Below are 26,888 nucleotides of genomic sequence, written 5' to 3' on the forward strand. Positions count from 1 at the left end.
CGGAGCTTCATGAGGTTTTGCGGAGCTTCATGAGGTTTTGCGGAGCTTCATGAGGCTTGCGGGGCTCGGGTCTCATCATCACCTCAGCGGGTGCTCCTCGTCGATCACCATGTACACCCCGGAACCGTCTGCCGGGCCGAAACGAAGGCCAGAACGACGCCCAGAACGACGGACGGAAAGCCCTCGGAGAAGACAGGAGGACACCAGATGACGAGAGCGCCGGTAGTGGAGGTTCGCGAAGCAGTAGGGAAGCGCCGGTTGGATGATTGGCCACCATGGAGATGGAACGTGTTCCCCGGAGTATGCGAAGTCGGCTCTCCGTAGTTCCATTGCCCGAAGAAAAATCCCGCACCCCATGAGCCGTTCTCTCACGTGGTTGAGCCCTCATGTCGATTCCTGGCATCAGGCCCCCGTACCAGACCCCGTTACCGATCTCCATGCCGAGATCTCGTACGCGATTTCATGTGGAGCGACAGTGGAGGGATATACGGAACAGACCTTCCGGCAGGCCCTCGGTTGACGGCCGGGAAACGGAATCAGGAGCCGACCGAGAGCAGAACGGCGAGCATGCGCAGGGCTCCCGCCTTGTCGAGAGGGTCGTTGCCGTTGCCGCACTTGGGAGACTGGATGCACGACGGGCAGCCCCGCTCGCACTCGCACGCCAGGATGGCCTCCCGAGTGGCCGTGAGCCAGTCGACGGCACGGGCGTAGCCACGTTCGGCGAAGCCCGCGCCCCCCTCGTGGCCGTCGTAGACGAAGACGGTGAGCAGGCCGGTGTCGGGGTGCAGTTCGGTCGAGACGCCGCCGATGTCCCAGCGGTCACAGGTCGCGAAGAGCGGCAGCAGGCCGATGGAGGCGTGTTCGGCCGCGTGCGCCGCCCCACCCAGGTCCAGGCCCTCCTGGGCCAGGGAGGCGGTCGTGGAGGCGGGCAGGGTCCACCAGACGGCCCGGGTGCGCAGGGTGCGCGCGGGAAGCTCAAGGGGTTCGTCGCCGAGCAGTTCGCCGCTCTGGGCGCGGCGTTTGACGTAGGAGACGACCTGGCGGGTCACCTCGACCGAGCCGAAGTGGAGTTCCCCCGGGCCGAGCGGGTGGGAGCGGAGCGACTCCAGGACGGAGATGTCGGTGACGTCCCTGGCGAAGGTCGTGTAGTCGGGGTCGCCCTCCTCCACGAGGGCGACCCCGGCGTCGAGGTCCAGCTCCTCCACCAGGAATGTCTCCCCCTGGTGGACGTAGACCGCGCCGGTGTGCACGGAGGTGTGCGCGGAGGCCTCGTCGACGGTGCCGAGCAGCCGCCCCGTCGACGCCTCGACGACCTGTACGGGGGGCCCGCCCGACCCCCTGATGTCGGCGAGGTCGGTCGCCCGTTCCCTTCTGGTCCAGAACCAGCCCGTCGGCCGCTCCCTGAGGAGGCCGTCCGTGACGAGGTCGGCCAGCACCTCCTTCGTGCCCTCCCCGAAGATCTCCAGGTCGTCCTGGGCCAGCGGGATCTCGGCGGCGGCGGCGCACAGGTGGGGCCCGAGCACGTAGGGGTTGCCGGGGTCGAGCACGATCGCCTCGACCGGGCGGCCGAAGAGGGCCTCGGGGTGGTGGACGAGATAGGTGTCCAGCGGGTCGTCCCTGGCGATCAGCACGGCCAGCGCGTCCCGCCCGGCACGGCCCGCCCGGCCGGCCTGCTGCCACAGAGAGGCCCTCGTCCCGGGCCAGCCCGCGATGAGCACGGCGTCCAGTCCGGACACGTCGACGCCGAGTTCCAGCGCGTTGGTCGTCGCGAGCCCGGCGAGCGTTCCCGAACGGAACGCCTTCTCCAGCGAGCGACGGTCGTCGGCGAGATATCCGGCCCGGTAGGCGGCCACCCTGTCGGGCAGGTCCGCCGGTGCCCCGGTGCCGAACACGAGATCCTGGAGCCTGGCCCTGGCGGTCAGGGCGACCGACTCCGCGGCCCTGCGCGAGCGGACGAAGGCGAGTGTGCGAACCTCGGCGGCGACCAGGTCCGCCAGGAGGTCGGCGCTCTCCAACGTGGCCGGGCGCCGCAGCGGGGCGCCCCTCTCGCCCCGCAGGTCGGTCAGGGGCGGTTCCCAGAGGGCGAAGGTGGTCGCGCCCCGGGGAGAGGCGTCCACGGTCACCTCGGCCGTCTGGAGGCCCGTCAGGCGCTCGGCGAAGGCTCCGGGCTCACTGGCGGTCGCGGAGGAGAGCAGGAACACGGGCCGGGCGCCGTGGCGCGCGCAGACCCGGCGCAGGCGCCGCAGGATCTGCGCGACGTGCGAGCCGAACACACCCCGGTAGCCGTGGCACTCGTCGATCACGACCATCCTCAGCCGCCGCCAGAAGGCCGCCCACTGGGCGTGGCGGGGCAGCAGCGAGCGGTGGAGCATGTCGGGGTTGGTCAGGACGTAGTTGGCGTGCTTGCGGACCCACAGCCGTTCCTCGTAGGGGGTGTCGCCGTCGTAGGTGGCCGCGCGCAGCTCGGGGAGGTCCAGCTCGTTCAACGCACGAAGCTGGTCGGCGGCCAGTGCCTTCGTCGGCGTCAGATACAGGACCGTGCCCCCGTCCAGTACGGAGGACAGGGCGGGGACGAGATAGGCCAGGGACTTGCCCGACGCGGTGCCGGTGGCGATGATCACGTTTTGGCCGCGACGTACCAGCTCGGCGGCCTCGACCTGATGCGGCCACAGGCCCGGTATCCCACGGTTCGCCCAGCGCGTAACCAGTCGTTCCTCGACCCAGTCCGGCCAGCCGACCTGGCCACTCTGACGTGCGGGAACGTGTTCGACGTGGGTCACGCGATCGTGACGTGCGGGAACACGGAGCAGGGCGTCGAGCGCGGAACCCGCTCCGAGGGAGGAGGATGAGGTCGGAGTCACTGGTTTCCAGTCTGGCATCTGTGGGCAGAGTCGCCGGGAATCGTGATTTCGTATAGACACTGAGCGTACGCATGGTTGAATGCCGCGCGTCGGGGCTTGTCGTCTGGGGGCCACCCGGTCCCGGGAGTCACGCCTGAATCGGTACTTTCGCAGGCAAGGCGCTGGAGGATCTGTGGATCTGAAGTTGGACCACCATTCCGAGGACCGTCTCACCATCGTTGAGGTCGAGGGTGAGATCGATGTCTACACCGCGCCCAGATTGCGTGAGCTCCTGATCGACCTGGTCAACAAGGGAAACTTCCACCTTCTCGTGAACATGGAGAAGGTCGACTTCCTCGACTCGACGGGCCTTGGTGTCCTGGTCGGCGGGCTCAAGCGCGTTCGGGCGCACGACGGCTCACTGGAGTTGGTCTGCACCCAGGAGCGCATCCTGAAGATCTTCCGGATCACCGGACTGACCAAGGTCTTCGGGATCTACGCCTCGGTTGAGGAGGCCAAGGAAGCTCACGGCTCAGACAAGTAATCATGGCTACCGTCGAGCTGACGTTCAGCGCCCTTCCGGCCCATGTGCGTACGGCACGCCTGGTCGCCACGGCGATCGCCAGGCGCACCGGGGTGGAGGAGTCGCTGCTGGACGAGGTACGGCTCGCAGTCGGTGAGGCGTGTTCCCGGGCTGTCGAGGCACATCGTCTCCATTGTCCGGGAGAGCCGATCCGCATCGAGCTACGTGATGATCTCGGGCGGTTCGAGGTCACCGTCACGGATGCGGCCCCGAGCGACGAGCTGGAGCAGGAGCAGGTCTCGTTAGGTTTCGAGGACCCGCTCGTGCAACTTCCCGACACCCTGATGTCCGGTTTCGGCATCGCGGTCATCGTGGGGCTGGCCGACGACGTCCAGGTCTATCCGAGCCAGAAGGGCATGTGCATCCGCATGAGCTGGCCCGCCACGGCCAACGGCCTGTCCGCGGTCTGACCGTCCGCACCCCCCACGACCCGCTCCCGGTCCGGACATGATCCGGACACGGGACCGGCGAGCGGCTCCACAGCGTGATCTGACAGCGTGAACACCCCGGCAGGCGGGCGCGTCCTCCAGGGCGCGTCCGGCTGTCTGTTTGGGGGGGTCGAAGCGGGGCAAACATAACTTTGATACGTGCAGACCGAAACAGGCGTGAAGGCTGGCGAAGAACCTCCTGCCCCGATTTGAGTCTCCTGTTAACCATGGGAGTCGGGAAGGATTACTGACCCTGTCATCAAATGGCCACGCGCGGAGGCTTCATATCGGCGTCCTCGCTGCGTAGACTCCCGGCACCGGCCAAGGTTTGTCCTTCGGAAACGGCTCGTAGGAGGGCTGAGTTCCGTGGGAGGTCTGCGGACGCAACCGGAAGCGGCATTGCCAACCACCCCGGATGCGCGCCGCTCCCACTGCCGATCATCTATCGCGGCGCAGTCCGGGCAGGACGTGTTCCCGTCTTGCCAAGGAGAGTCGGATGCCTGTGCTCGATCTCGCCGCTGCTGCAGAGCCAGCGGTTTCCCTGAGCGGTTCTCACTTCAACATCGTGATCGCTGTGGCCGTCGTGGCCCTGATAGCACTCGCCGTGGCGGCCGTGCTGGTCCGGGAGGTGCTCGCTGCCAGCCAAGGCACCGAGCGCATGCGGAACATCGCGCGCGCCGTACAGGAAGGGGCTTCCGCGTATTTGACGCGGCAGTTCAGGACCCTGGCGTTGTTCGTGGTCCTCATTCCCTTCCTGCTCTACCTGCTTCCCGCGGACTCGACCGGAGTGGCCGTCGGCCGTTCCGTTTTCTTCGTGGTCGGCGCGGTCTTCTCCGCGCTGACCGGCTTCGTCGGCATGTGGCTCGCGGTCCGGGGGAACGTCCGGGTCGCCGCGGCCGCCCGTGAGTCCGGCGAGAAGGTCGCCATGCGGATCGCCTTCCGCACCGGCGGCGTGGCCGGCATGATCACCGTCGGCCTCGGCCTGCTCGGCGCCGCCATCGTCGTGATCGTCTACGGAGGCGAGGCCCCGGCGGTCCTTGAGGGCTTCGGCTTCGGCGCCGCGCTGCTGGCCATGTTCATGAGGGTCGGCGGCGGCATCTTCACCAAGGCGGCCGACGTCGGCGCCGACCTGGTCGGCAAGGTCGAGCAGGGCATCCCCGAGGACGACCCGCGCAACGCCGCGACCATCGCCGACAACGTGGGCGACAACGTCGGTGACTGCGCGGGCATGGCGGCCGACCTGTTCGAGTCGTACGCGGTCATGCTGGTGGCCAGCCTTATCCTCGGCAAGGTGGCCTTCGGCACGGAGGGCCTGGTCTTCCCGCTGGTCGTGCCCATGATCGGTGTGCTCACCGCCATCATCGGCATCTTCACCACCGCCCCCCGCAAGGGCGACCGCAACGGGATGGCGGCGATCAACCGGGGCTTCTTCATCTCCGCGGCCATCTCCGCCGTCCTGGTCGCCGTCGCGGCCTACCTGTACCTGCCCAGCAGCTTCTCCGCGCTGAGCGGGGTCGACCCGCAGATCGCCGCGATCACCACCGACCCCCGTCTGATCGCCATCGGCGCGGTGCTCATCGGTCTGGTGCTGGCCAGCGCCATCCAGATCCTCACCGGCTACTTCACCGAGACCAACCGGCGTCCGGTCAAGGACATCGGGGAGAGCGCCCGCACCGGTCCCGCGACCGTCATCCTGTCCGGCATCAGCGTCGGCCTTGAGTCGGCGGTCTACTCGGCGCTGGTCATCGGCGCCGCCGTCTACGGGGCGTTCCTGCTCGGCTTCGGCAACGTCACCGTCGCCCTGTTCGCCGTCGCGCTCGCCGGAACCGGCCTGCTGACCACGGTCGGCGTGATCGTGTCGATGGACACCTTCGGCCCGGTCTCCGACAACGCCCAGGGCATCGCCGAGATGTCCGGCGACGTCGAGGGGGAGGGCGCCAGGGTGCTCACCTCGCTCGACGCGGTCGGCAACACCACCAAGGCCATCACCAAGGGCATCGCGATCGCGACCGCCGTACTCGCCGCGACGGCCCTGTTCGGCGCGTTCAGGACAGCGGTCGAGACCCAGCTCAGCTCGGCGAGTCAGGCGGTGAAGGACGCGCTCGGCTCGTTCAGCGTGTTCAACCTGAGTGTCGACTCGCCGAACGTGCTCGTCGGCCTGGTCGTCGGCGCGGCGGTGGTGTTCATGTTCTCCGGTCTGGCGATCATGGCGGTCGGCAGGGCCGCCGGACGGGTGGTCTTCGAGGTCCGCGAGCAGTTCCGCACCAAGCCGGGCATCATGGCGGGCACCGAGCTGCCCGACTACGGCAGGGTCGTGGACATCTGCACCCGTGACTCGCTGCGGGAGCTGGCCACGCCGGGTCTGCTGGCCGTACTCACCCCGATCGCCGTCGGTTTCGCCCTCGGCTACCCCTCGCTGGGCGCCTTCCTCGCCGGTGCCATCGCCTGTGGCACGCTGATGGCGGTGTTCCTGGCCAACTCGGGCGGCGCCTGGGACAACGCGAAGAAGCTGGTCGAGGACGGTCACCACGGAGGCAAGGGCTCCTCCGCCCACGAGGCGACCGTCATCGGCGACACCGTCGGAGACCCGTTCAAGGACACCGCGGGACCGGCGATCAACCCGCTGCTCAAGGTGATGAACCTGGTGGCGCTGCTGATCGCCCCGGCCGTGGTGATCTACGCCGACAACGTCGCGCTGCGGACCGGGATCGCCCTGGTCGCGGTGGCCATCGTCGTCGGCGCCGTCGTGGTCTCCAAGCGCCGGTCGGCGAGCATCTCCCCGACCGAGGACAACCACGTGGACCGTACGCGGGAGCCGGTCACCAGCTGACGGGCGAACCGATGTGAAGGGGTGCACGGTCCTCGTGCACCCCTTTTCCCGTACATGAGCCCATCGGTGTGTGCGGGACCCCACGGTGGAAGACTGATCCGTATGGAACAGCAGCCCTCCGGAGGAGGCAGAACGCTCGTGTTCATCCTGTTGGCGATGGTCGTGGTCTTCGCGGCGATCGCGGGCATGGCGATGTGGGCGTCGCGATGAGCGCCGGGACGAACGGGGCGAACGGGGCACGGACGCTGGTCGTCCTCAGGCACGCGAAGGCGGCGCACATCCCCGGGCTGGCCGACAGGGAGCGGCCTCTCACCGAGCGCGGGCGCCGCGACGCGGACCGGGTGGCGCGGGTGCTCGCCGACCTGGGCGTCCAGCCCGACCTGGTGCTCTGCTCGCCGTCCGTGCGCACCAGGCAGACCGCCGAGCTGGCGCTGCCGGGCACGGACGTCGTCTACGAGTCCGAGATCTACGAGGCCTACGCCGACGAGCTGCTCGCCCTCCTGAGGCGTGGCGACCCCGAGGTCCGCACGCTGGTCCTGGTCGGTCACAACCCCGGTGTCCACGAGCTGGTCCAGCTGCTCACCACAAGAGACGACGAGGGCTTCCCGCCTGGCGCGTTCGCGGTCATCGAGACCGACGACGAGTGGTCCGGCCTCGACGCCGGGCGTGCCGTCGCGCGCTGGAGCCCCAAGGAGCAGTAGGGGAACACGGGGTGGCATGCGCAGGATCGCCGGGGCGCTACGCGGTGACTTCGCGGTCGCCGCGCGTCCCGCGTGGGGGTACGGCCTGCTGTGCGCCGTGGCCATCTGCCTGCCGCTGGTCGCCGGGGTTCTGACCGGCCACGTCCGCGAGGGCGCGACGGCTGCCCTGGGCGGTTATCTCACCGTCTTCGGCGACGCCCCCGGCCTGCCGTACGGGGAGAGGGCGCGCAAGCTGTTGCGGACCGCGTTCATGGCCACGCTCGGGGTGGGACTCGGGCAGCTGATCCAGCCGTGGCCGTGGCTCGCGGCCGTCGTGATCGGCTTGGTCGCCGCGGCGGGGGCGGTCTGGCCGGTGATCAGCGTCCCGGCCGTGCTGGCGGTGGCCCTGACCTACTTCGCGCCCTCCGGGGCCGGTCTGCCTGCCCGTATGGCGATCACCGCGGCGGGCGGTCTGCTGATCACGGCGCTGGTCCTGGTGCTGTGGCCGGTGCGCCGTCTCCAACCGCTCCGCACGGCCTTCGAGGAGGCCGGTACGGCGCTGGCCGACCTTCTGGTCGCGGCGGGACGCGCCCCCCTGTCCGACGAGAGCTGGGAGTCGCTGCGGCGGCGGGCCGTCACGACCCACGACGCCGCGGCCAGGGCCTTCTCCCTCTACCGGGTGTCGCAGGAGGACGACCGGGCCCTCGAACGGCTGCTGACGACCCTGGACCGGATCTTCCGCGAGACCATCGCGCTGCGGGTGCTGCGGGCGGCCGCCGTACAGGAGGATCCGGACGGCCGGTGGGCCGAGGAGCTGGACGAGACGACCGAGGCGCTGGCCCACGCGCTGCGGGAGGCGGTCACCCTCGGTGGTCAGGCCGCGGCCCCGGAGGCCATGGACGCGGTCGGGCGCTTCGCCGACCTGAACGAGGAGGTCCGCAGAGCCGCCCACGCCAGGAGGACACCGCTGCCCGCGGCCGTGCTGCTCGGGCAGATCCGCCGCTGCCTTGACCGCGTCGGTACGGCGGTGCGGTCGATCTCCCAGCAGGCGGAGGAGGCGGTCGAGGTCGGGCCGCGCCTGCCCAGGTTCACCCGGCCCCGCCTGCCCGTCCTGTCGACCGGCCACCACCCCGTACGGCTCGGCCTGGCGGTGACCCTGGCGATGGCGTTGATGCTGCTGGCCCACGAGCACTACGCCAAGTGGTTCGTGGTGACCGTGCTGGTCAGCCTCCGTCCCGCCTACCGGGACACGGTCGACCGGGTGACGCTGCGGGTGGTCGGCACCGCGGTCGGGGCGGCCGGGGCGGCCGTCGTGCTCGCGGTCGCGCCGGGCCACACGTACCTGATCGTGTTCATCGGGGTGTGCGCCCTGCTGGGGTTCGCGTTCAGGGGGGTCAGCTACGGCTACTGGACGATGTTCGCCACACCCCTGTCGCTGATGCTGTCGGACTTCACGCTGCCGCTGGACTGGGGAGCGGCGGCGGCCAGGGTGACGCTCACGGTCGCGGGCGGGGCGCTGGCACTGGTCGTCGCGCGGCTGCTGTGGCCGAGGGGGCACCGGGCCAGCCTGACCGGCAGGATCGTGGACACCCTCGAACGGCACGCGGCGCTGGTGCGCTCGCTGGTCGACCGGGACCCGAAGGCGGTTCTGGAGCGGATCTCCGACGCCTCGGAGGCTGCCCGGCTGCTCGGCGACTCCCTCGACCGGCTGGACAAGGAGCCGGGCGGAAGCGCCCCGCAACGGCTCAGGGACGCCGTGACGGCCGCCAGACGGCTGCGGGACAACGCGCTGGCGCTGCTGGCCGTACCGGCGCCGGTCGAGGAGTCGGGGCCGACGGTCACCCTCCTGGACATGGTCGCCGACCGGCTTGAGGACGTCGCGGAGGCGGTCAGGACGGGTCGGCCGCTGACCAGGGCGGACGATCTCGACCGGGTGCTCGACGAGTTGGGCGCCCAGGTCGACCGGCTGACCGAGCGCCGTCTCGGCGAGGTGGACGAGGGGGCGGCGGACCGGATGACCGGTGTGCGGCGAGGCGTCATGCACGCCGTCGCCGCGCGGCCCGCCCTGAGGGGGCTCGGCGCCGAGGCGCTCGGACTGGCCTCGTTCACCGCCCCGCGCGCCTGAACGGCCGGCTCAGGCGGTCACGACGCCGTCCTCGGCGTCGGCGGCCTCGACCTCGGCGCGGGGGATGCCCAGCAGGTAGAGGATCGCGTCGAGGTAGGGCACGTTGACCGCGGTGTCGGCGGCCTGGCGGACCACCGGCTTGGCGTTGAACGCGATGCCGAGTCCGGCGGCCGCGATCATGTCCAGGTCGTTGGCGCCGTCGCCGATGGCCACGGTCTGACTGATCGGGATGCCCGCCTCACGCGCGAAGCGTTCGAGCGCCCGCGCCTTGCCGGGACGGTCGACGATCTCGCCGACGACCCGGCCGGTCAGCACGCCGTCCACGACCTCAAGGGTGTTGGCCGCCGAGTAGTCGATGCCGAGGTCCTCGACGAGGGCGTCGGTGAGCTGGGTGAAGCCGCCGCTGACGATCGCGAAGCGGTAGTCGAGCCGCTTGAGCGTACGCACCAGCGTGCGGGCGCCGGGGGTCAGCACGAGCTCCTTGCGGACCTTCTCGAAGGTCTCCTCGCGAAGACCGGCCAGCAGGGCGACCCGGCGGCGCAGCGACTCGGCGAAGTCGAGCTCCCCGCGCATCGCCTCCTCGGTGACCCTGGCGACCTCCTCAAGGCAGCCCGCGTGCGCGGCCAGCAGCTCGATCACCTCGGCCTGGATGAGCGTGGAGTCGACGTCCATCACGATCAGCCGCTTGGCCCTGCGGTGCAGGCCGCTGCGCTGTACGGCCACGTCGACCTGCTGGGCGGCGGCCTCGACGGCCAGTTCGGCGCGGAGGGTGTCGGGGTCGGCCCCGGAGACGGCCAGCTCGAAGCAGGTCACCGGGTAGTTCGACAGCCGCTCGATCCGGTCGATGTTGGCGCCCGCGGCCGCGATCCGGCCTGAGATGCCCGCCATCGCGGCCGGCTGCAGGGGTGAGCCGAGAACGGTCACGTGCAACCGTCCGCGCCTGCGCTTCTCCTGCAGGTCCGAGCCGGTGGACAGCTCGACCTCAAGGCCCAGGTCCCCGGCGGTCCGCTCGACGGCGGTCCACAGGGCACCGAGCGTTCCGCCGGTCCCGGTGGGGGTGTCGCCCGAGTAGGCGACGAGGACGCCGAGGGTGAGCCTGCCGCGGATGACGACCTGTTCGACGTCGGCGACGACTATGGGAAAGCCGGACAGGACGGAGAAGAGCCGCGAGGTTACCCCTGGGCGGTCCGGTCCGGACAACGTGATCAGAAGCGTGCGCTGGTTCATCGGTATCTACGCTACTTGGCCCCCAAAACGATCGTGAATGCGGTTCATCATCCGGACGCCTGACGTTCTCGGCGACCTCCCGTCACACGTCATCTGGCCCTGCCTTCATATGGTCATGACGACCACCCCCGCCCGGCAGCGGGCCACCCGTTACGCCGTCGGATACACCGTCGGACTGGCCGAGACCGCCGCCGACATGCGGGAGGCGCAACGCCTGCGTCACCAGGTGTTCGCCGAGGAGATGGGTGCTCGGCTGGACACCCCCATAACCGGTCTCGACGTCGACCCCCTCGACGCCTACGGCGACCACCTCCTCGTACGGCACGGCGAGAGCGGCGAGGTCGTGGGGACCCACCGGCTGCTGTCCCCGCGCAGGGCCGACCGGCTGTACGCGGACTCGACCTTCGACCTGCGCCCGCTGGCCGGGGTCAGGCCGGACATGGTCGAGGCCGCCAGGGCCTGCGTGCGGCCCGACCACCGCTGCGGCGCCGTGATCGGGCTGATGTGGGCGGCCATCGCGCGTTACGTGGTAGCCGGGGGCCACCGGTGGGTCGCGGGGTGCTGCTCGGTCCCGGTCTCCGGGGTCACCGGGGTCGCCGAGGTCATGCGGCGGCTCCCGCTGTGCCCTCCCGAGTACCGCGTCACCCCGCGCCTGCCCTGGCGCGGCACCAGGAGGCGGGGCACGGGGGCGGCGACGGTCCCCGCCTCGCTCAGGGGCTACGCGAGGCTGGGTGCCTGGGTCTGCGGGCCGCCCGCGCACAACCCCGACCTCGGCACGGCGGACTTCTTCGTGCTGCTGTCGATGGCGAACCTGAACCCGCGTTACCGGCGGCACTTCCTGGGAGCCCCGGCATGATCGTGTGGTCCCCCGAGGCGCCGTGCCGGTCGGGCACCTGCCTGACGCCCCAGGGCCCGAAGGTCGGCCCGCCACTGCGGGCGCTGCGCCTGGTCGCGGTCTCGCTGGTCGTCCTCACGGGCGCGCTGCTCGCCCTGCCGGTCAGGCTCCTCGGTACGGCGGGCCGCGCCCGGCTGGCGAGCGTGTGGTCCAGGCTCGCGCTGTGGGCCCTCGGCGTCCGGGTCGCGGCCAGGCCGGGCTTCGCCTTCCTCGCGGGTTCCGCGGCAGGGCCGCGCGCCCTGCCCGTCTCCGGGGTCGCGCCGCTGATCGTGTCCAACCACGTGTCGTGGCTCGACCCGCTCGTCATGATGGCCGTCGTGCCGTGCCGTGTGCTCGCCAGACGGGAGGTCCGTGGCTGGCCGCTGGTCGGGGAGATGGCCGTCGGCGCGGGGGCGGTGCTCATGGACGGGGAGAGGCCGTCCAGGCTGCCCGAGGCGGTCGCCGGGGTGGCCAGGGCACTGGGGGAGGGGGACCCGGTCGCGGCCTTCCCCGAGGGGACCAGGTGGTGCGGCAGGGAGATGGGTGTGTTCAGGCGCGCGGTGTTCCAGGCGGCACTGGACGCGGGGGCGCCGGTCAGGCCGGTCGCGATGAGGTATCTGGGACCCGGCGGGACCCCGGCCGTGGAGGCCGCCTACCTGGGCGACGACTCGCTCGCCGCCTCGGTCCTGCGGGTCGCCGGGCTGCGCGGGCTGACCGTCGAGGTGACGTTGCTGCCGCCGGTCCAGGCCCGCGACCGCAGGTCGCTGGCGTGGGCCGCGGAGTCGTCGATCGCCTCGGTGGTGATCGCGCCGACCGCTCACGGAGCCCGGGTGGCCGCCTGATCCTCCCCGGGAGGTTCGGCCGCCGGCGTGCCCAGGGGCGCGGACGGGCGCCGTGGTTCACGGACCCCGCCCTCACCGGGATCGTGGCGCGTCCACACGGTCACCGCGCCCCAGCGCTCGATCCGGCTGCCTGGCGGGGGCTTCTGGGCCACCACGACGCCGTCCATGACCGGTTGAGGGCTGTCGGGGTCCGGCCCCTGCAGAAGCACCCCGGCGTCGTGCCCGGCCAGCCAGGCGTTCAACGCCTGACTTCCGCAGAAGTCAGGAACCACCACGAAGTCAGCCAAGTCTCCTCACCCGTGCCGAGAGTACGCCGAGGAAATCGGATGCGCAGTCCCCGCAGGGTTTCGGCCGGCCGGCCTACGGCCGTAACCCGGGGTTTTCGCGGTGGCGAAGGGCGGGCATGCCCGGCGGACTTCCGGAGATTCGCGACTTCGAGGTTTTCCGGGGCCGGTGATCCATGCGGAGGCGGCGAGCGTGGGGTATCCGAAAGGTAAGAGCACCCTGGCTGATTGGGAGGTGTGGGGCTGAGGTGGCTCAGGGGACACTCGTTCCGTCACGCAGAGGAAGTGACTCGTTACACTCCGTTAATGTTCGGCCGGTGTGACCGGTGCCGTTTCCGGCGGCTGGGAGGCGGTCCGATCGGTCGCCGGCCGGGAAAGGTGATGCATCCGTGCGATCCATACGCCGGATCGGCGCCCTGGCCGCCGCGCTGCCCATCGCGCTGCCCGCCGTGGCCGCGCTGGCTCCCGCCGCCTGCGCCGACCCTCCGGTCTCCTACGTCGGTTCCCGGACCAGTTCGCAGTTCTCCTCCTCGCCCTGGGCGACCGACTCGACCGAGTGGGCCGTTCCGCCGAGTGGGGTCGTCCCCGACCTCGTCTCGGGCGGCCCCTCGGTGGTCCTGGTCACCTTCGCGGCGGAGGGCCGTTGTGTCGCGTCCTCCGGTGCGGGGGCCTGTGAGGTCGCGATCGAGGTCGGCGGGCAGCGAACCCGTCCGCGCACCGTGAAGGGCGCGCCCGACACCGTCTGGCGGAAGAGCGGGTGGGGGAAGCGCGTGCTCAGCCGTACCGTCTGTGTCCCCTACCAGGAGTCTCTCCGTGACCTCGGAGTAAGGGTCCTGGCCAGGAGTTCGGCGGAGGCCAGGTTCGAGCTGCGCAACCGGCAGCTGAAGGTCGAGCGCCGGGCTCCGGTGCGGGAGGACGGCTGTTCCTGAGGTTCCCGCGTTGCGCACAGGTTTGCGTACGTCGTAAGCTTACGACGTACGCAAACCTGTGCGCGTGAACCGAGGAGTGCCGCACCATGACCGCCGCCGCGATCGTCGTTCCGTTCGTCTGGCTCGCCTGGCTGATCCTGACCGAGTGGGTGCCGATGTTCCCGCTCAACGACCTGGCCCCGGGCAATCTCAGGAACCGGCTGATCGCGGCGTCGGTGAACTACCCGATCCCCCTGCTGATCGCCGGGGGAGTCGCCCTGCACCGGACCTGGTCACTGGTCGCGGCCACCGTCCTGTGCTGCCTGATCATCGTCGGCCACGTCCAGAGCTGGTGGCTGCCCTACTTCGGCGTCAGCTCCGCCGCCCAGCGAGAGCTCTACCGGACCGACTACGCCCGCACCCTGAAGGTCCTGCCGACCGAGGGACGTGACGTCGTCATCGACGTCCAGCACATGGTGGTCGGCGCGCTCTCCGTGGTGATGCTGGCCACCACGCTCACCGCTACCCTGACCGGGTGACCCAGACAGCCCGTCGCCGAAGCCAGGGAGGCGGCCGTGGAGGCAGGCCCGCCACGCTCACTCCCGAGCGCGTCGTCGCCGCGGCGGTCGAGATCCTGGACGCCGAGGGTCTTGAGGCCCTGACCATGCGCCGTCTCGGCGCGCACCTGGGCGTGGCCGCGATGTCCCTGTACCGCCACGTCCCCAACCGCGACGCCCTGCTCGCCGAGGTCGTCACCCACCTGTTCTCCGAGGCCGTGATCGAACTCGGCCCCGAGGAGCCCTGGCACGAGGCGCTGACCCGTTTGGCCGTGGCCTATCGCGGGACGCTGCTGGCCCACCCGCACGCCGTACCCCTGCTGGCCACCCACCCCGTCGACACCGACAGGGGGCTGGCACTGCTGGCCGGGCTGCTGGGGCGCTTCGAGGACTCGGGGATCGGCGAGCAGGACGCCCTGACCGCCGTGCAGTCCGTCGCGGTCTACGTCCTGGGTCACGCCCTGGCCCAGGTCGGCACCCCGTCCGGTACGGCCTCGACCACAGCCACCGACCCCGCCGCGGCCGTGTTCTACGACCGGTGGTTCGAGGCGGGGCTGGCGGCCATGGTCTCCGGGTTCGAGAGGCGGTTCGCCGGAGACCGGTGAGACGACCGGCCCGGCTCTGGGGTGCGGAAGGCACGGCGCGGCGGCAGGAGAGCGGTCCGCGCAGATCCGTGTGGACGTGTTCCGGCTACCGGGGTCCGAGATAGGCGATGACGGCCGCGACCCTGCGGTGGGTGTCGGGGCTGTTCTCCAGGGCCAGCTTCATGAAGATCGAGTTCACGTGCTTCTCGATGGCGGAGACCGACAGGTGCAGGGCGCGGGCGATGCCGCCGTTCGACAGGCCGTGCGCCATCTCCCTGAGCACGTCCAGCTCGCGGGGGGTCAGCTCGGCGGGTGGCGGACTGTCCCTGACGCCGCGTTTGGCCAGCAGGCCCTCGACCACCTTGGGGTCGATCACCGAACCGCCCGCGGCCACCGAGCGGATCGCGCCGAGCAGCTCGTCGATGTCGCCGACCCGGTCCTTGAGCAGGTAGGCGCGGCCCTCGGTGCCGTCCCTGAACAGGTCGAGCGCGAACAGCGCGTCGGAGAACTGGGAGAGCACCACGACCCCGATGTCCCGCGAGGTCGCCCTGATCCGGTGGGCGGCGTCGATGCCCTCCATGCCGGGCCGTACGAGGTCGGGGGAGCCGGGCATCCGGATGTCGGTCACCACCACGTCGGGGCGCAGCCGCCTAGCGGCGTCCAGCAGGTCGTCGGCGGTGCCCACGGCCGCGACCACGCCGATCTCACCCGAGGCCTCAAGCAGTCTGCGGGTGCCCTCGCGCACCAGGTAGTGGTCCTCGGCCAGGACGACCCTCAGCTCAGTCATAAGGAGATCCTGCCTGGTGAGGGGACATGCCGTACATGGGGCTGTCCGCACAACCGCCGGGAACGCGACGGACCCCCGTCCGGTGGGACGGGGGTCCGTGGGCGGGACGATCAGGAGGGGGTCCTCGTTGATCCCCGTGAGGGTCCCGGTGCTCGTCGTAGGGAGGTGCCGGGTACGGCTAGCGCAGGATGCGGGTCCTGACCTTGACGTACTTCAGGTCGACGCCGGCGTCGATGCCGTGGATGTTCAGGGTGTCGATGCCGCCCGCGGGGACGTCGATGGAGGCCGTGGCGAACTCGGCCGTCGCGGTGCCCCGGGCGCTTCCCCTGAGCCACACCTTCACCTTGATGGTCGCGGTCCTGCCGGGCCGCAGTCTGTCGAGCAGGCAGCCGACCTCGCGCCCGTCGGCCTCGCAGTAGGAACCGGAGGGGCCGGTGATCTGGACGCGACGCGCCTGCTTGGGGACGTAGCCCCCGACGTAGGCGATGTCGGTCGGCCAGCTGCCCACGTTCCTGGTCTTGAGCGTGTAGACGATCGTGTCACCCGCCCACGCCCTGCGCGGGTAGTAGGCGGTCAGCTTCAGCGGGGAGAGCGGGGGAGAGGCGAGGGCTCCCGCGGAGGCTCCCACGGAGGCCACGGTGGGTGGCGTCACGGCGGCGTTCGCGCTCTGCGGGACGAACAGCAGGCCCCCGGCCATGGCTGTGGCGGCGAAGGCGATAAGGTGCCGGCGCATTTCATACTCCAGTCGGAAATTTGGTTTCCCGTTTTGTTCGCTGGAGCAAGCATGCGGTGTCCCACTTGAGAACCTCTTGCGGATGACTGACTCACCCGAGAATGAGGTGAATGTCGCCGAACTCGTGCCAGAGATAACCCTCTTTGAGCGCCTCCGCGTACGACCGTACGAGCAAATCCTCCCCGGCGATCGCCGACAGCATCAGCAGATGGCTGGAGCGCGGTTCGTGCAGGCCGGTGATCAGCCCGTTCACCACCCGCGTCCCCGAGGAGGGGGTGACCAGGTGCGAGGTCCAGCCGCGTGCCGCCCGCACCCTGCCCTTTACAGGGCCCTCCCCGGCGCCTTCCATGGGGCCGTCCGCCAGGCCCGCCGTCTCCAGCGCCCTGACCACGGTGGTGCCGACCGCGATCACCCGTCTGCCCGAGGCCCTGGTGAACTCCACCTGGCGTGCCGTGGCCTCCGGCACCTCGAAGCGCTCGGGATAGGGCGGTTCGTCCCGTTCCGGGGAGGCCACACCGGTGTGCAGGGTGATCGGCGCCACCCCGATCCCGTGCGTCACCAGGCGGGTCACCAGTTCGGTGGTGAACGGCCGTCCCGCGCTGGGCATCTCCGCGCTGCCTGGCCGTACCCCGAAGACGGTCTGGTAGTGCGACAGCGGCCAGTCCCTGCCCACGTAGGAGTAGCGGATCGGCACGCCGTACCGGTGCAGGTAGGCGGGGACGTCACGGTCCAGCACGGCGCGCCACAGCCGGGGCGTGTGCCGTTCCAGCAGCCGCAGCGTCGCGCCCCCCGGCAGCGGCAGCCACTCCCCGGCGGCCCCACCCCGGTACGGCTCGCCCGCGGGCTCGTCCCCCGAAGCCCCCGAGCCCCCCGAAGTCCCCAGGACCCCTGGGATCTTCGGGTCGCGGGGCACGCCACGGCGGCGTAGTTCGACCAGCCACGTCCCGTCCTCGTGCTCCGTCGAGAAGTGCACCGCGAGCCGGTCGAGCCGTACCGCGGCGGGCAGCGTGGCCGAGTCGTTGACCACCAGCAGGTCCCCGGGGCGCAGCAGACCGGGCAGGTCGGTGAACCTGTGGTGGCCGATCTCCCCCGTACGGCCCCGCGAGACCAGCAGCCGCACCTCGTCACGAGCCAGCCCCCGTGCCTCCGGTGGCTCGTGCGCCTCAAGTTCGGGAGGAAGCGTGAAGTCCGCGGCCAGGGCGTTCACCGGACCCCGATCCGTCCGCTCGCCGGGCGCTCCTCGATCAGCCGTCGCAGGGCCGCCGCGCTCCTGTCCGGCCCGGGGGCCGTCCCCGCCTCCTCGGCGCCGACCGCCGCCGCGAGCATGGCCGTGTTCATCTCCCCCGGATCGACCCACCAGACCGTGACGTCCGGCTCCTCCACGGCCAGCACGTTGGACAGCTGTTCGAGCGCGGCCTTCGTCGCCCCGTAACCGCCCCAGCCCGCGTACGCCTCGACCGCGGCGTCGGAGGAGATGTTGACGACCGCGCCGCCGCTGCGCCTCAACGAGGGCAGCGTCGCCTGGATCAGCGCGAGCGGCGCCAGCGTGTTGACCAGGAACAGCTCCCTGAGCTCGTCGAGGGGGTAGTCGGCCAGCGAGGGCAGCGGGAGCGCCCCGAGCCCCGAGGCGTTGTTGACCAACAGGTCGAGTCCGTCCCGTACGGCCAGCGCCAGCCGTTCCTGGTGGGCCGGGTCGGCGACGTCCCCGGCGACGGCGAGGGCGCCCTCGCCGAGTTCTGCGGCGGCGGATTCGAGCGCGTCCGCGCCCCGCGCGGTGAGGACGAGCCGCCAGCCGTCGGCGGCCAGCGAACGGGCCAGCTCCAGGCCGAGACCACGGGAGGCGCCGGTGATGAGTGCCGTCTTCGTCATGCCTCGACGGTAGGAACCGGAAGGCGCCGTCCGCATCGGCCGAGGGACCGGGCTGAAGGTCCTAGGACCTGCGGCCCAGAGGCTCCGCCCGGTGAGCACCTAGAGTTTCACCGTGGAGAGTGTGGGAGACGACCGGGACGCGGTGCTGCACGCGGTCAGTTCCGCCGTCCTTGCGGTGACCAGGCACCTGTCCGTCAGGGAGGTGCTCCAGGTCATCGTGCGTTCGGCGAGGCGGCTGCTGGACGCCCGTTACGCCGCGCTCGGCGTACCCGACGACGAGGGCGCCTTCGCCGAGTTCGTCGCCGAGGGCATCTCGGACGAGGAGTGGGACGCGATCGGGCCGATGCCCCGTCAGCACGGCATGCTCGGCGCGATGTTGCGCGAGGGCGCGCCGGTCAGGCTGGCCGACATCCGCAGGGACCACCGCTTCGAGTACTGGCCGAGGGCGCATCCGGTGCTCAAGGACTTCCTCGGGGTGCCGATCCGCGACGGCGAGGCGGTGCTGGGCATCATCTTCCTGTCCAACAAACGTTCGCCGGGCGGCTTCACCGAGGCGGACCAGGACCTGCTCACCATGTTCGCCGCGCACGCCGCGATCGCCCTCACCAACGCGCGCCTCTACGAACGCGGCAGGGAGCTCGCGCTGGTCGAGGAGCGCACCCGGATGGCCAGGGAACTGCACGACGCCGTGACCCAGAAGCTCTTCTCCCTCAGGCTCACCGCCCAGGCGGCCTCCTCGCTGGTGCGCCGCGACCCCGACCGGGCACTCGGCGAGCTGGAGCGGGTCGAACGGCTCGCCGGGGAGGCGCTCGCCGAGCTGCGCGCGGTGATCGTCGAGCTGCGTCCCGCCGAACTCGACCGGCACGGCCTGGCCGAGACGCTCCGCAAGCACGTCCGCCTGCTCGACCGGCTGCACCCGGCGTCGTTCACGTTCGAGGAGAGGCCGGTGTGCGAGCTGGACCCGGCGACCGAGGCCGCCGTGCTGCGGGTGGCCCAGGAGGCCCTGCACAACGCCTCCCGGCACGCCGGGGCCGTCGCCGTCGCCGTACGGCTCGGCTGTGAGGCGGGCAGGGTGGTCCTTGAGGTGCGCGACGACGGGACGGGCTTCGACGTGGCCGCCGCGACGGGCCGCGGCCTGGGCATCGCCTCGATGGAGGACAGGGCGCACGCCCTGGGCGGGGACGTGCTCGTCAGGTCGGCCCCGGGAGAGGGGACGCTGGTGCGGATGGAGGTGCCGGTGTGATCCGGGTGCTCATCGCGGACGACCACCCCGTGGTCAGGCAGGGTCTGCGGACCTTCCTCGCGCTGCAGGACGACCTCGACGTGGTGGGGGAGGCCGCGGACGGCGCCGAGGCCGTCGCGTTGACGGAGTCGCTCAACCCGGATGTGCTGCTGCTCGACCTGAAGATGCCGGTCCTGGACGGCCACGGCACGCTGCTGCGGCTCAGGGAGCTTGGCCTGTCCCCCCGGGTGCTGGTGCTGACCTCGGTCGGCGACCGCCAGGACGTCGCCCCGGCCATCAGGGCGGGCGCGACCGGGTTCCTCTACAAGGACGTCGATCCCGCCGCGCTCGTCCAGGCCATCCGCGCGGTCAGCGGCGGGCAGGTGCTGCTGGCGGCCGAGGCGGCCGAGGCGATGCTGACGACCCCCGGTGCCGTGCCCCCGCGCACGGTCCCGGCCCCGACGCCCTCGCTCACCGAACGTGAGCGTGAGGTCCTGGCGCTGATCGCCTCGGGCCGCTCCAACCGCGAGATCGCCCGTGAGCTGACCGTGGCCGAGAAGACCGTCAAGACCCACGTCTCCAACGTGCTGATGAAGCTCGGCGTCCAGGACCGCACCCAGGCCGCCCTCTACGCGGTACGGCACGGCCTGGCCTGAGAGGCCCTGGGGGCCGGGATCAGACCAGTTCGGAGATGGCGTGGTGGGCGGCCACGCGGGCCCGCCGTACGGCACGGTCGAGGGCGCGCAGCGCCTGGGCCCTGACCGCGACCTGGCCGGAGGTGAGGCCCCGCTCGTCGGCGATCCTGAGCACCGCGGTGAGCCGGGCGGCCAGGGCGGCGACGCGGTGGGCACGGGCGGGGTAGCCCGGCGCCAGGCCGTCGTCGAGGGGCTGGGTGTTCCGGTGCCCCTGGGCGGGCCCGCCGACCCCCGTCAGGGCGTCCGTGGCCTCGCGCATCGCCATGGTCAGGGCGTGCTCGGCCTCCGCCAGGGAGGGAATGTCCGGAATGTTAATGCTGGCCTCAAGCACGCTCCAGCGCACCCCGGCGTACGATGAGCCGCGGCGGTCCCTTGCGGGGACCAGGCCCAGGCATCTACCGGGGAAAACGGCTGTCGCCGCCTGCCCGGCCTCGATCGCCGCGGAGTTGAAGGAGGGCGGTCCGGTGAGACCGAGCGGGTCGCCCGCGACGGGAAGCGCCAGGCGCAGCGAACGCATGCCCTCGACCCGCAGGTCGGCGAGGAATCCGCGCAGGGAGACGTCGCCCGTCTCCCCGGCGACGAGTTGGGGGCCGGCCTGTCGCTCCACCCGGTCGGCGGCCTCGTCGAGGCCGACCTGTCCGGTGAGCCAGGCGTTGCCCCAGCAGACCAAGGTGGCCGAGATCTGTGAATCAGGGTGCACCGATCCACGATATGCGCTTGCCCTGCAATAGGTTTTGTTCGAGCGATACTCAAGGAGGCGTGAGGGATGGGCGGTCAGGTGCTTCGGCTACAGGACGTCACCGTCCGCAGGGACGGGGCGGCCCTGCTGCGGGACATCGACTGGACCGTTCACGAGGACGAGCGGTGGGTCGTCATCGGTCCCAACGGCGCCGGGAAGACGACGCTGTTGCAGGTCGCCGGGACGATGCTGTTCCCGGCCGAGGGCGTCGTCGAGATCCTTGGAGAACGGCTCGGCCAGACGGACGTGTTCGACCTGCGGCCCCGGATCGGCCTGGCGAGCGCGGCGCTCGCCGAGAAGGTCCCGCCGGACGAGAAGGTCATCGACCTGGTGCTCACCGCGTCGTACGCGATCCTCGGGCGCTGGACGGAGGAGTACGACTCCAACGACGTCACCAGGGCCGTCGAGCTGATCGACCAGCTCGGCTGCGCCCATCTGATCAGGCGCAGGTTCAACACCCTGTCGGAGGGTGAGCGCAAGAGGGTGCAGATCGCCAGGGCGCTCATGCCCGACCCCGAGCTGCTGCTGCTGGACGAGCCCGCCGCGGGCCTGGACCTCGGCGGCAGGGAGGACCTGGTCCGCCGTCTCTCGGTGCTGGCCAACGACCCGAAGGCGCCGACCATGGTGCTGGTCACCCATCATGTCGAGGAGGTGCCCAGCGGTTTCACCCACGCGCTGCTGCTGCGGCACGGCTCGATCGTCGCGCAGGGGCCGATGGATCAGGTGATGACCGCGGAGAACCTCTCGCGCACCTTCGCCGTTCCGCTCACCCTGGAACGCGGCCAAGGCGACCGGTGGTACGCCCGCGCCTACCAGTTCTGAAAGCTGTTTACGCTGTTCAGAGGTCGGTAACGCGAAAACCAAATACCATTCCGAATGAGAGAGATCCACTTGACTCGACCGTCCGGAGTGGCTCATGGAAACGCTTCTTGTCACGCTCGCCGCGGTGGCCGTCGCAGGTTTCGTCCTTTTTAAGGCGATTCACATCATCCCTCAGGCCACCGCGGGGGTAGTGGAGCGCCTCGGGCGCTACCATCGGACGCTCTCCCCAGGCCTGAATCTCGTGCTCCCCTTCGTCGACCGCCTCAAGCGTACGGTCGACCTGCGCGAACAGGTCGTGTCCTTCCCTCCGCAACCCGTGGTGACCTCGGACAACCTCGTCGTCTCCGTCGACACGGTCGTGCACCTGCGGGTCGTCGACGCCAAGGCCGCCACCTACGAGGTCTCCGACTTCCTGACCGGGGTCGAGCAACTCACCGTGACCACTCTGCGTAACGTGATCGGCGACATGGAGCTCGAACGGGTGCTGACCTCCCGAGACGAGATCAACACCGAGCTGCGCGTGGCGCTCGACGGCGCGGGCAGCTGGGGGATCAAGGTCGGCAGGGTCAGGCTCAAGGCCATCCAGCCCTCCGCCGAGATCCAGGAGTCGATGGAGCGCCAGATCCGCGCCGACCGGGACAGGAAGGCGGCCCTGCTCGCGGCCGACGGACAGAAGCAGGCGGCCATCCTCAGCGCGGAGGGGCTCAAGCAGGCCGCGGTGCTCAAGGCACGTGGTGAGGCGGAGGCCGTGGTGCTCAGGGCCCAGGCCGACGCCGAGGCCAAGGCGGTGCGGGCGAAGGGCGAGGCGGACGCGATCGGCATGGTCTTCCGCGCGATCCACGACGGCAAGCCCGACCAGAGGCTCCTCGCCTACCAGTACCTCAGGACCCTTCCCGAGATCGCCAAGGGCGACGCGAACAAGGTTTGGATCGTTCCATCCGAAATGGCCAAGGCCGTGGAGAACCTCGGCGGCCTGTTCTCGACCAAGGAGAAGACCGCCGAGGAGACCGGCTGACGGCCGTCCGGAGGCTCACAGCAACAGCAGGCGAAAGTCGAGGGCGACCGCGAAGAAGGCGACCGTGCTCAGGGTGAGCAGGGTGTAGGCGATCCGGGCGGGTGGCCTCCACCAGCGGGCGCGCCAGGCCAGCGCCGCGGCCGGGACCATCGGTACGGCGAGGACCAACGCGAGGGTGCCCAGCACGGGCAGGACGGCCAGCCTCGGGGAGTACAGCGGGATATCGGCCATGAGGACGTTGGGGTCGGCCGTCAGCAGGCCGAACCCGGCGAGGAAGACGGCGACCAGGGCGGCGCAGGCCCAGGCGGTGAGGACGGCCAGGCGGGCGGGCAGCGGCGGCCGTGCTCCCTGTGGGCGCCGTGCTCCCCGCAGGCGGCGGACGGCGGCGGTCAGGGGCAGGACGAGCGCCGTCAGCGACAGGGCCAGGGCGCCGGTCACGAAGAGCGGCATGGCCAGGCTCTCGTACCCCGGGATCCGCTCGTAGGTCTCCGAGGGGAGCATCGAGGAGACGAGGACGCCGTCGCGGGGAAAGGAGACGCGGGCCGGGCCGCCGCGTTCGGCGAAGAGGCCGGGGGCGGTCTGGATCCAGTGCTGGAGCGGCCGTCCGGGGTCGGGGGAGAGACCGGTCGTGGTGAGGGTCCCGTCGGAGCCCGCGGTGACGACCGGGGTGGCGAACAGGGCGGAGACCTTCGTCAGCGCGGTGTGGCTGGTGCGGGCCGACCGGTAGGAGCCCGCGTACCGGGAGACGTCCGTGGTGAGCGGGGCGGGCGTGGCCGTACGGTCCGCGGGGTCGGGGAAGCGCAGGTCGACGATCCGGCCCGTGAGCCACTGCGCGTCCCAGGCTCCCACGCCCGAGACGCCGTCGCCGTTGAGGACGACGTAGACGCCGAACCCCTGGTCGGGCATGAGGGCCATGGCGTTGTGGTAGCCGGGGACGTCGCCGTCCTTGTAGAGGAGCCTTCTGCCGCCCCGGGGGCGTTCCTCAAGGACGTAGCCCATGCCGGGCATGCGGTCGTCCACGGTGAAGTGCCGTTCCCGCATCATCCGGGCGACGGGGTCGTCCCCAAGCTGGTCGATCATGTAGTTGGCCATGTCGGCCGGGGTGACGGCGGGGCCGGTTCCTGAGGGCGTCCAGGGGGAGTACTGGCCCCTCTGCTCGACGTAGCCCTCTCCGTCCGGCCGGTAGCCCCTGGCGAGCCGCGCCCCGATCGCGGCGGGGTGCGGCAGGGCGGCGGTCGAGCCGGTCATCCGGTGCGCGGCGAAGACCTGCTCGGCGACGTTGCGCGCGTACGGCTCGCCGGAGGCGATCTCCACGAGGTGCCCCGTGAGGGCGAGGGCGTAGTTGTCGTAGGCGACCAGGGTGCCCGGTGGCCGTACCCGGGGCGGCGTGCGGGCGCGCAGGCTCTCGGCGAGGGAGGGCGGCTTCGCCGGGCCGTCGCTCGCGAGGCCGACGATGTCGTCGTCGAAGCCCGCCGTGTAGGTGAGCAGGTTCTCCAGGGTCACCGGGCGGCCCGGCCAGGTGTCCTCGATCTTGAACGAGGTGAGGTAGCGGTTGACGTCGGCGCGCAGGTCGAGCCTGCCCTTCCGGACCAGACGCAGTGCGGCCTCGGCCGTGAAGATCTTGGCCAGCGACCCGGTGAGGAAGGGGGTGGTGAGATCGACGGGACGGTTCGAGGTCGTTTCGGCCAGTCCGTATCCCCTGCCGAACACCATCCGGCCGTTCTCCACGACGACGACGGCCGCGCCGGGGATCCTGTCCCTGGCGAGGAGTTCGGGGACGAGGCGGTCGAGGGCCGCGCCGAGGTCGCCCGCCCGGCCCTGGGACGCCTGGGACGTTTGGGACGTCGCTCCGGCGGTGTGCGGGGTGAGGAGGACCGCCAGAGACGCGAGGGCGGCGGTTAGCGCTCTCTTCATGCCCGTCAGCGTGCCGTTTCGCCGGGACCCGCCATCAGTGTCCTGCACCTGTGTTCGACGTGGAGAATGCACGATCAGGGCATATGGTGCATAAAGTGCTGATCGTTGTGGTGGTCCTCGTCGGTGCCGCGTTCGATCCGCTCCATCCGGTGCCGAGCGCGCCGTTCGCCCTCGTCGTCGCCCTGCAGGTGCTGCACTGCCTGACGCCGTGGCGAAGCCGCTGGTCACTGGCCGTTCAGGCACTGCTCCTGCCCTGGGCGGGCCCCGCGGCGGCGGGCATGGTCGCGGCGTCGGCGCTGCTGATCCTGCGCGGGACGGCCCGCTGGTGCGCGTTCGCCACAGTGGTCGTCACAGCCGCCGTCACAGCCGCGGTACTCGCGCCCGCGACGCCGTTCGGGATCACGCTCGCGGTGCTGAACGCCGCCTGCCAGGGGCTTGTCCTGTTCGGGGTGACCCGGCTCGGTGACACGCGTGCCGCCCTCCACGCGGCCCGTGCGGAACTGGCCGCCGGGTCGGTCTCCGACGAGCGCTCACGGGCCGCCCGGGAGCTGGACTCCGTCCTCGGGACCGCCCTGTCCACGATCGTCTCCCTCGCCGGACACGGTGAGGCGGCGAAGATCGCCGAGGTCTCCCGGGCGACGGCCGCGCGGGCCCGCGCCGTCCCGGCCCCGGCGGCAGCGGCGGCTCCCGAGCCGGACCTCATGCCCAGGCTCGCCTTGCCGATCCTGGTCGCGGTGCACGCCGGATATCTCGTGACGGCGTTGATCTATCTCGGTGGGCGTCCGGTCCTCTCCCTGCTCGCCGCCGGGATCCTCGGGCTGCACCTGCACCACGCGCTGCCCCGCCCGTACGGCGCCCGCCCCGGACACGGCGTCTGGACCGCCTGCCTGCTGCTCCTGCTCACGGCCGTCACACTTCTGCTCCCGGGACAGGCCCATCCACAGCTGGCCGGGTTCGCGGTGGCCGGGTTCCTGGCCCTCGGGCGGGCCTGGTGGCCCGTGGCCGGGGCGGTCGTGGCCGCGCTGGCGGTCGTGCTGGCCGTACGGGGGCAGGCTCCGGCGGAGAACCTGTACTGGACGTTCGACGCCGTGGCCGTCGCGGCCATGTTCCACGGGCTGGCCGTACAGACCTCGCTGGTCCTGCAGGCGAGGCGGGCCCAGCGGGCCCTGGCGGCGCTGGCGGCGGCCGACGAGCGCAGGCGCATCTCCAGGGACGTCCACGACCTGCTCGGATACGGGCTTTCCGCCATCACGGTCAAGGCCGAGCTGGCCGTACGGGCGGGGGAGGAGAACGCGAGGGAGCAGCTCGTGGAGATCGCCGCGATCGCCCGCCGCTCGCTGGCCGCGCTGCGGGACATCCCGGCCGAGCCCGACCCCCGGCTCTCGCTGGCCGCCGAGATCGACTCGGCCTGCTCCGTCCTGCGGGCGGCGGGCGTCGAGGTCACCGTCCGCAGGGAGTCGGACAGGGACGACGCGCTGCCGGCGATCGTCCTGCGGGAGGCCGTCACCAACGTGCTGCGGCACAGCGAGGCCGGTCACTGCCTCATCGAGATCACCGAGGACGGGCTGCTGGTCGTCAACGACGGCGTCCACGGCCCTCCCGGCGCCGGGGAGGGCGGGAGCGGGACGGCCAACCTCACCGCGCGGGTCACCGCGGCAGGAGGCACGCTGACCGCCGGGTACGCCGACGGCGAATACCGGCTTGTGGTGCTATATCCAGCCGTTCTCAGCGGCGATGCGGACGGCGTCGAGCCGGTTGCGCGCGTCTAGCTTCGTGACGACCGCCCTGAGGTAGTTGCGCACCGTCCCCTTGCTGAGGAACAGCTCGGCGGCGATCTCGGCCAGGTCGGCGCCCTCGCCCGCCCGGCGCAGCACCTCGGCCTCGCGCGGGCTCAGCGGGTTCGACCGGCCGGTGATGGCCGCGGCGGCCAGGCCGGGGTCGACGACGGTCTCCCCCGAGGCGACCCGCCGGATCGCCTCGGCCAGCCGGGCGGGCGGCGCGTCCTTCAGCATGAATCCACGCGCCCCGATCTCCAGCGCCCTGCGCAGGGTCTCGGTGCCACCCGCCGAGGTCAGCATGAGCAGCCCGCACTCCGGCGCCCCCGCCCGTAGCTCCCGTGCCGCGTCGAGCCCGTCGAGCTCCCCCGGTAACTGGATGTCCAGCACCACCACCTCGGGACGGAGTTCGAGCCCCAGCGTGACCGCCTCCCGCCCGGTCGACACCTCCCCGACGATCCGCATGTCGTCCTCAAGCCCGATCAGCGCGGCCAGTGCCCCTCTGATGAGGTGCATGTCCTCGACCAGCAGAACCCCGATCACGATCCCCCCTCA

The 26,888-nt window shown here is 71.2% G+C and carries 25 protein-coding genes; 15 read left to right on the forward strand and 10 right to left on the reverse strand.

Annotation, left to right across the window (positions count from 1 at the left end; translation table 11 throughout):
- Positions 1–536: 536 nt before the first annotated feature.
- On the reverse strand, positions 537–2,879 hold the full coding sequence (locus tag ACFOYY_RS33015) for a DEAD/DEAH box helicase (RefSeq protein WP_386195018.1): 2,343 nt from the start codon (positions 2,877–2,879) through the stop codon (positions 537–539).
- 154 nt (positions 2,880–3,033) lie between these two features.
- Between ACFOYY_RS33015 and ACFOYY_RS33020 the strand changes: the two genes are divergently transcribed.
- The 5 genes from ACFOYY_RS33020 (at position 3,034) to ACFOYY_RS33040 (ending at position 9,486) form a co-directional block, all read left to right on the forward strand.
- Positions 3,034–3,384 (forward strand): STAS domain-containing protein, encoded by a 351-nt coding sequence (locus ACFOYY_RS33020; protein WP_184711921.1) that lies wholly within the window; start codon positions 3,034–3,036, stop codon positions 3,382–3,384.
- Between the two features lie 2 nt (positions 3,385–3,386).
- The gene (locus ACFOYY_RS33025) at positions 3,387–3,833 is read left to right on the forward strand and encodes an ATP-binding protein (protein ID WP_352010992.1); all 447 of its coding nucleotides are present in this window, start codon (positions 3,387–3,389) and stop codon (positions 3,831–3,833) included.
- A 514-nt stretch (positions 3,834–4,347) separates the two neighbouring features.
- Complete coding sequence (locus ACFOYY_RS33030) at positions 4,348–6,681, forward strand: sodium-translocating pyrophosphatase (protein ID WP_352010991.1); 2,334 nt, start codon at positions 4,348–4,350, stop codon at positions 6,679–6,681.
- Positions 6,682–6,887: 206 nt separating this feature from the next.
- Positions 6,888–7,382, forward strand: coding sequence for a SixA phosphatase family protein (locus ACFOYY_RS33035; RefSeq protein WP_362777959.1), 495 nt, complete (start codon positions 6,888–6,890; stop codon positions 7,380–7,382).
- A gap of 16 nt (positions 7,383–7,398) precedes the next feature.
- A complete protein-coding gene (locus ACFOYY_RS33040) occupies positions 7,399–9,486 on the forward strand; it encodes an FUSC family protein (protein WP_352010989.1) in 2,088 nt (695 codons plus the stop codon).
- A 9-nt stretch (positions 9,487–9,495) separates the two neighbouring features.
- On the opposite strand, the gene serB is transcribed toward ACFOYY_RS33040, so the two are convergent.
- Positions 9,496–10,713 (reverse strand): phosphoserine phosphatase SerB, encoded by a 1,218-nt coding sequence (serB, locus tag ACFOYY_RS33045; protein WP_352010988.1) that lies wholly within the window; start codon positions 10,711–10,713, stop codon positions 9,496–9,498.
- Between the two features lie 115 nt (positions 10,714–10,828).
- Between serB and ACFOYY_RS33050 the strand changes: the two genes are divergently transcribed.
- Positions 10,829–11,569, forward strand: a complete 741-nt coding sequence (locus ACFOYY_RS33050) for a GNAT family N-acetyltransferase (protein ID WP_386195020.1) — start codon at positions 10,829–10,831, stop codon at positions 11,567–11,569.
- Positions 11,566–12,429 (forward strand): lysophospholipid acyltransferase family protein, encoded by an 864-nt coding sequence (locus ACFOYY_RS33055; protein ID WP_362777966.1) that lies wholly within the window; start codon positions 11,566–11,568, stop codon positions 12,427–12,429. The genes ACFOYY_RS33050 and ACFOYY_RS33055 overlap by 4 nt, the downstream gene beginning before the upstream one ends.
- Here ACFOYY_RS33055 and ACFOYY_RS33060 read toward each other — a convergent pair.
- Complete coding sequence (locus tag ACFOYY_RS33060) at positions 12,405–12,716, reverse strand: PASTA domain-containing protein (protein WP_362777968.1); 312 nt, start codon at positions 12,714–12,716, stop codon at positions 12,405–12,407. The two genes, ACFOYY_RS33055 and ACFOYY_RS33060, sit on opposite strands and share 25 nt — an antisense overlap.
- Positions 12,717–13,102: 386 nt before the next feature.
- Between ACFOYY_RS33060 and ACFOYY_RS33065 the strand changes: the two genes are divergently transcribed.
- The 3 genes from ACFOYY_RS33065 to ACFOYY_RS33075 all read left to right on the forward strand — a co-directional run bounded on the left by ACFOYY_RS33065 (position 13,103) and on the right by ACFOYY_RS33075 (position 14,783).
- Positions 13,103–13,642: a hypothetical protein gene (locus ACFOYY_RS33065; protein WP_362777970.1), complete on the forward strand. Its 540-nt coding sequence runs from the start codon at positions 13,103–13,105 to the stop codon at positions 13,640–13,642.
- Between the two features lie 86 nt (positions 13,643–13,728).
- Positions 13,729–14,160: a hypothetical protein gene (locus ACFOYY_RS33070; protein ID WP_352010983.1), complete on the forward strand. Its 432-nt coding sequence runs from the start codon at positions 13,729–13,731 to the stop codon at positions 14,158–14,160.
- Entirely contained in the window at positions 14,157–14,783 is a 627-nt protein-coding gene (locus ACFOYY_RS33075) for a TetR/AcrR family transcriptional regulator (RefSeq protein WP_352010982.1), read from the forward strand. Before ACFOYY_RS33070 ends, ACFOYY_RS33075 begins: the two co-directional genes overlap by 4 nt.
- A gap of 85 nt (positions 14,784–14,868) precedes the next feature.
- Here the strand turns inward: ACFOYY_RS33075 and ACFOYY_RS33080 are convergent, their stop codons facing one another.
- From ACFOYY_RS33080 to ACFOYY_RS33095, 4 genes are all read right to left on the reverse strand, one after another.
- The gene (locus ACFOYY_RS33080) at positions 14,869–15,549 is read right to left on the reverse strand and encodes a response regulator transcription factor (RefSeq protein WP_386195022.1); all 681 of its coding nucleotides are present in this window, start codon (positions 15,547–15,549) and stop codon (positions 14,869–14,871) included.
- 178 nt (positions 15,550–15,727) lie between these two features.
- Complete coding sequence (locus ACFOYY_RS33085; RefSeq protein ID WP_352010980.1) at positions 15,728–16,282, reverse strand: hypothetical protein; 555 nt, start codon at positions 16,280–16,282, stop codon at positions 15,728–15,730.
- A gap of 91 nt (positions 16,283–16,373) precedes the next feature.
- A complete protein-coding gene (locus ACFOYY_RS33090) occupies positions 16,374–17,489 on the reverse strand; it encodes an S-adenosylmethionine:tRNA ribosyltransferase-isomerase (protein WP_386195023.1) in 1,116 nt (371 codons plus the stop codon).
- The gene (locus ACFOYY_RS33095; RefSeq protein ID WP_386195024.1) at positions 17,486–18,151 is read right to left on the reverse strand and encodes an SDR family NAD(P)-dependent oxidoreductase; all 666 of its coding nucleotides are present in this window, start codon (positions 18,149–18,151) and stop codon (positions 17,486–17,488) included. Before ACFOYY_RS33095 ends, ACFOYY_RS33090 begins: the two co-directional genes overlap by 4 nt.
- 112 nt (positions 18,152–18,263) lie before the next feature.
- Between ACFOYY_RS33095 and ACFOYY_RS33100 the strand changes: the two genes are divergently transcribed.
- Positions 18,264–19,394 (forward strand): GAF domain-containing sensor histidine kinase, encoded by a 1,131-nt coding sequence (locus ACFOYY_RS33100; protein ID WP_352010977.1) that lies wholly within the window; start codon positions 18,264–18,266, stop codon positions 19,392–19,394.
- Positions 19,391–20,029 (forward strand): response regulator transcription factor, encoded by a 639-nt coding sequence (locus ACFOYY_RS33105; protein ID WP_352010976.1) that lies wholly within the window; start codon positions 19,391–19,393, stop codon positions 20,027–20,029. Before ACFOYY_RS33100 ends, ACFOYY_RS33105 begins: the two co-directional genes overlap by 4 nt.
- Positions 20,030–20,048: 19 nt before the next feature.
- Here ACFOYY_RS33105 and ACFOYY_RS33110 read toward each other — a convergent pair whose 3' ends face one another.
- Positions 20,049–20,768: a hypothetical protein gene (locus ACFOYY_RS33110; RefSeq protein WP_352010975.1), complete on the reverse strand. Its 720-nt coding sequence runs from the start codon at positions 20,766–20,768 to the stop codon at positions 20,049–20,051.
- A gap of 66 nt (positions 20,769–20,834) precedes the next feature.
- On the opposite strand from ACFOYY_RS33110, the gene ACFOYY_RS33115 reads away from it, so the two are divergent.
- The gene (locus tag ACFOYY_RS33115) at positions 20,835–21,629 is read left to right on the forward strand and encodes an ABC transporter ATP-binding protein (protein WP_352010974.1); all 795 of its coding nucleotides are present in this window, start codon (positions 20,835–20,837) and stop codon (positions 21,627–21,629) included.
- 94 nt (positions 21,630–21,723) lie between these two features.
- Positions 21,724–22,644 carry an SPFH domain-containing protein gene (locus ACFOYY_RS33120; RefSeq protein WP_362912461.1) on the forward strand — a complete coding sequence of 307 codons (921 nt, stop codon included), beginning with the start codon at positions 21,724–21,726 and terminating at the stop codon, positions 22,642–22,644.
- A gap of 15 nt (positions 22,645–22,659) precedes the next feature.
- Here ACFOYY_RS33120 and ACFOYY_RS33125 read toward each other — a convergent pair whose 3' ends face one another.
- Positions 22,660–24,558: a serine hydrolase domain-containing protein gene (locus tag ACFOYY_RS33125; protein ID WP_386195028.1), complete on the reverse strand. Its 1,899-nt coding sequence runs from the start codon at positions 24,556–24,558 to the stop codon at positions 22,660–22,662.
- Positions 24,559–24,653: 95 nt separating this feature from the next.
- On the opposite strand from ACFOYY_RS33125, the gene ACFOYY_RS33130 reads away from it, so the two are divergent.
- Positions 24,654–26,327 (forward strand): sensor histidine kinase, encoded by a 1,674-nt coding sequence (locus tag ACFOYY_RS33130; protein ID WP_386195030.1) that lies wholly within the window; start codon positions 24,654–24,656, stop codon positions 26,325–26,327.
- Here ACFOYY_RS33130 and ACFOYY_RS33135 read toward each other — a convergent pair.
- Positions 26,268–26,876, reverse strand: coding sequence for a response regulator transcription factor (locus ACFOYY_RS33135; RefSeq protein ID WP_386195032.1), 609 nt, complete (start codon positions 26,874–26,876; stop codon positions 26,268–26,270). The two genes, ACFOYY_RS33130 and ACFOYY_RS33135, sit on opposite strands and share 60 nt — an antisense overlap.
- Positions 26,877–26,888: the final 12 nt, after the last annotated feature.

Origin of the sequence: Streptosporangium jomthongense, assembly GCF_042650425.1 — a bacterium.
GTDB lineage: Bacteria > Actinomycetota > Actinomycetes > Streptosporangiales > Streptosporangiaceae > Streptosporangium.

Excerpts from the sequence above, each read along its gene's own strand:
- ACFOYY_RS33015 (WP_386195018.1), bottom strand. The coding sequence starts at position 2,879 with ATGCCAGACTGGAAACCAGTGACTCCGACCTCATCCTCCTCCCTCGGA.
- ACFOYY_RS33025 (WP_352010992.1), top strand. The coding sequence starts at position 3,387 with ATGGCTACCGTCGAGCTGACGTTCAGCGCCCTTCCGGCCCATGTGCGT.
- ACFOYY_RS33030 (WP_352010991.1), top strand. The coding sequence starts at position 4,348 with ATGCCTGTGCTCGATCTCGCCGCTGCTGCAGAGCCAGCGGTTTCCCTG.
- ACFOYY_RS33035 (WP_362777959.1), top strand. The coding sequence starts at position 6,888 with ATGAGCGCCGGGACGAACGGGGCGAACGGGGCACGGACGCTGGTCGTC.
- ACFOYY_RS33040 (WP_352010989.1), top strand. The coding sequence starts at position 7,399 with ATGCGCAGGATCGCCGGGGCGCTACGCGGTGACTTCGCGGTCGCCGCG.
- serB (WP_352010988.1), bottom strand. The coding sequence starts at position 10,713 with ATGAACCAGCGCACGCTTCTGATCACGTTGTCCGGACCGGACCGCCCA.
- ACFOYY_RS33050 (WP_386195020.1), top strand. The coding sequence starts at position 10,829 with ATGACGACCACCCCCGCCCGGCAGCGGGCCACCCGTTACGCCGTCGGA.
- ACFOYY_RS33055 (WP_362777966.1), top strand. The coding sequence starts at position 11,566 with ATGATCGTGTGGTCCCCCGAGGCGCCGTGCCGGTCGGGCACCTGCCTG.
- ACFOYY_RS33070 (WP_352010983.1), top strand. The coding sequence starts at position 13,729 with ATGACCGCCGCCGCGATCGTCGTTCCGTTCGTCTGGCTCGCCTGGCTG.
- ACFOYY_RS33080 (WP_386195022.1), bottom strand. The coding sequence starts at position 15,549 with ATGACTGAGCTGAGGGTCGTCCTGGCCGAGGACCACTACCTGGTGCGC.
- ACFOYY_RS33085 (WP_352010980.1), bottom strand. The coding sequence starts at position 16,282 with ATGCGCCGGCACCTTATCGCCTTCGCCGCCACAGCCATGGCCGGGGGC.
- ACFOYY_RS33095 (WP_386195024.1), bottom strand. The coding sequence starts at position 18,151 with ATGACGAAGACGGCACTCATCACCGGCGCCTCCCGTGGTCTCGGCCTG.
- ACFOYY_RS33115 (WP_352010974.1), top strand. The coding sequence starts at position 20,835 with ATGGGCGGTCAGGTGCTTCGGCTACAGGACGTCACCGTCCGCAGGGAC.
- ACFOYY_RS33120 (WP_362912461.1), top strand. The coding sequence starts at position 21,724 with ATGGAAACGCTTCTTGTCACGCTCGCCGCGGTGGCCGTCGCAGGTTTC.
- ACFOYY_RS33125 (WP_386195028.1), bottom strand. The coding sequence starts at position 24,558 with ATGAAGAGAGCGCTAACCGCCGCCCTCGCGTCTCTGGCGGTCCTCCTC.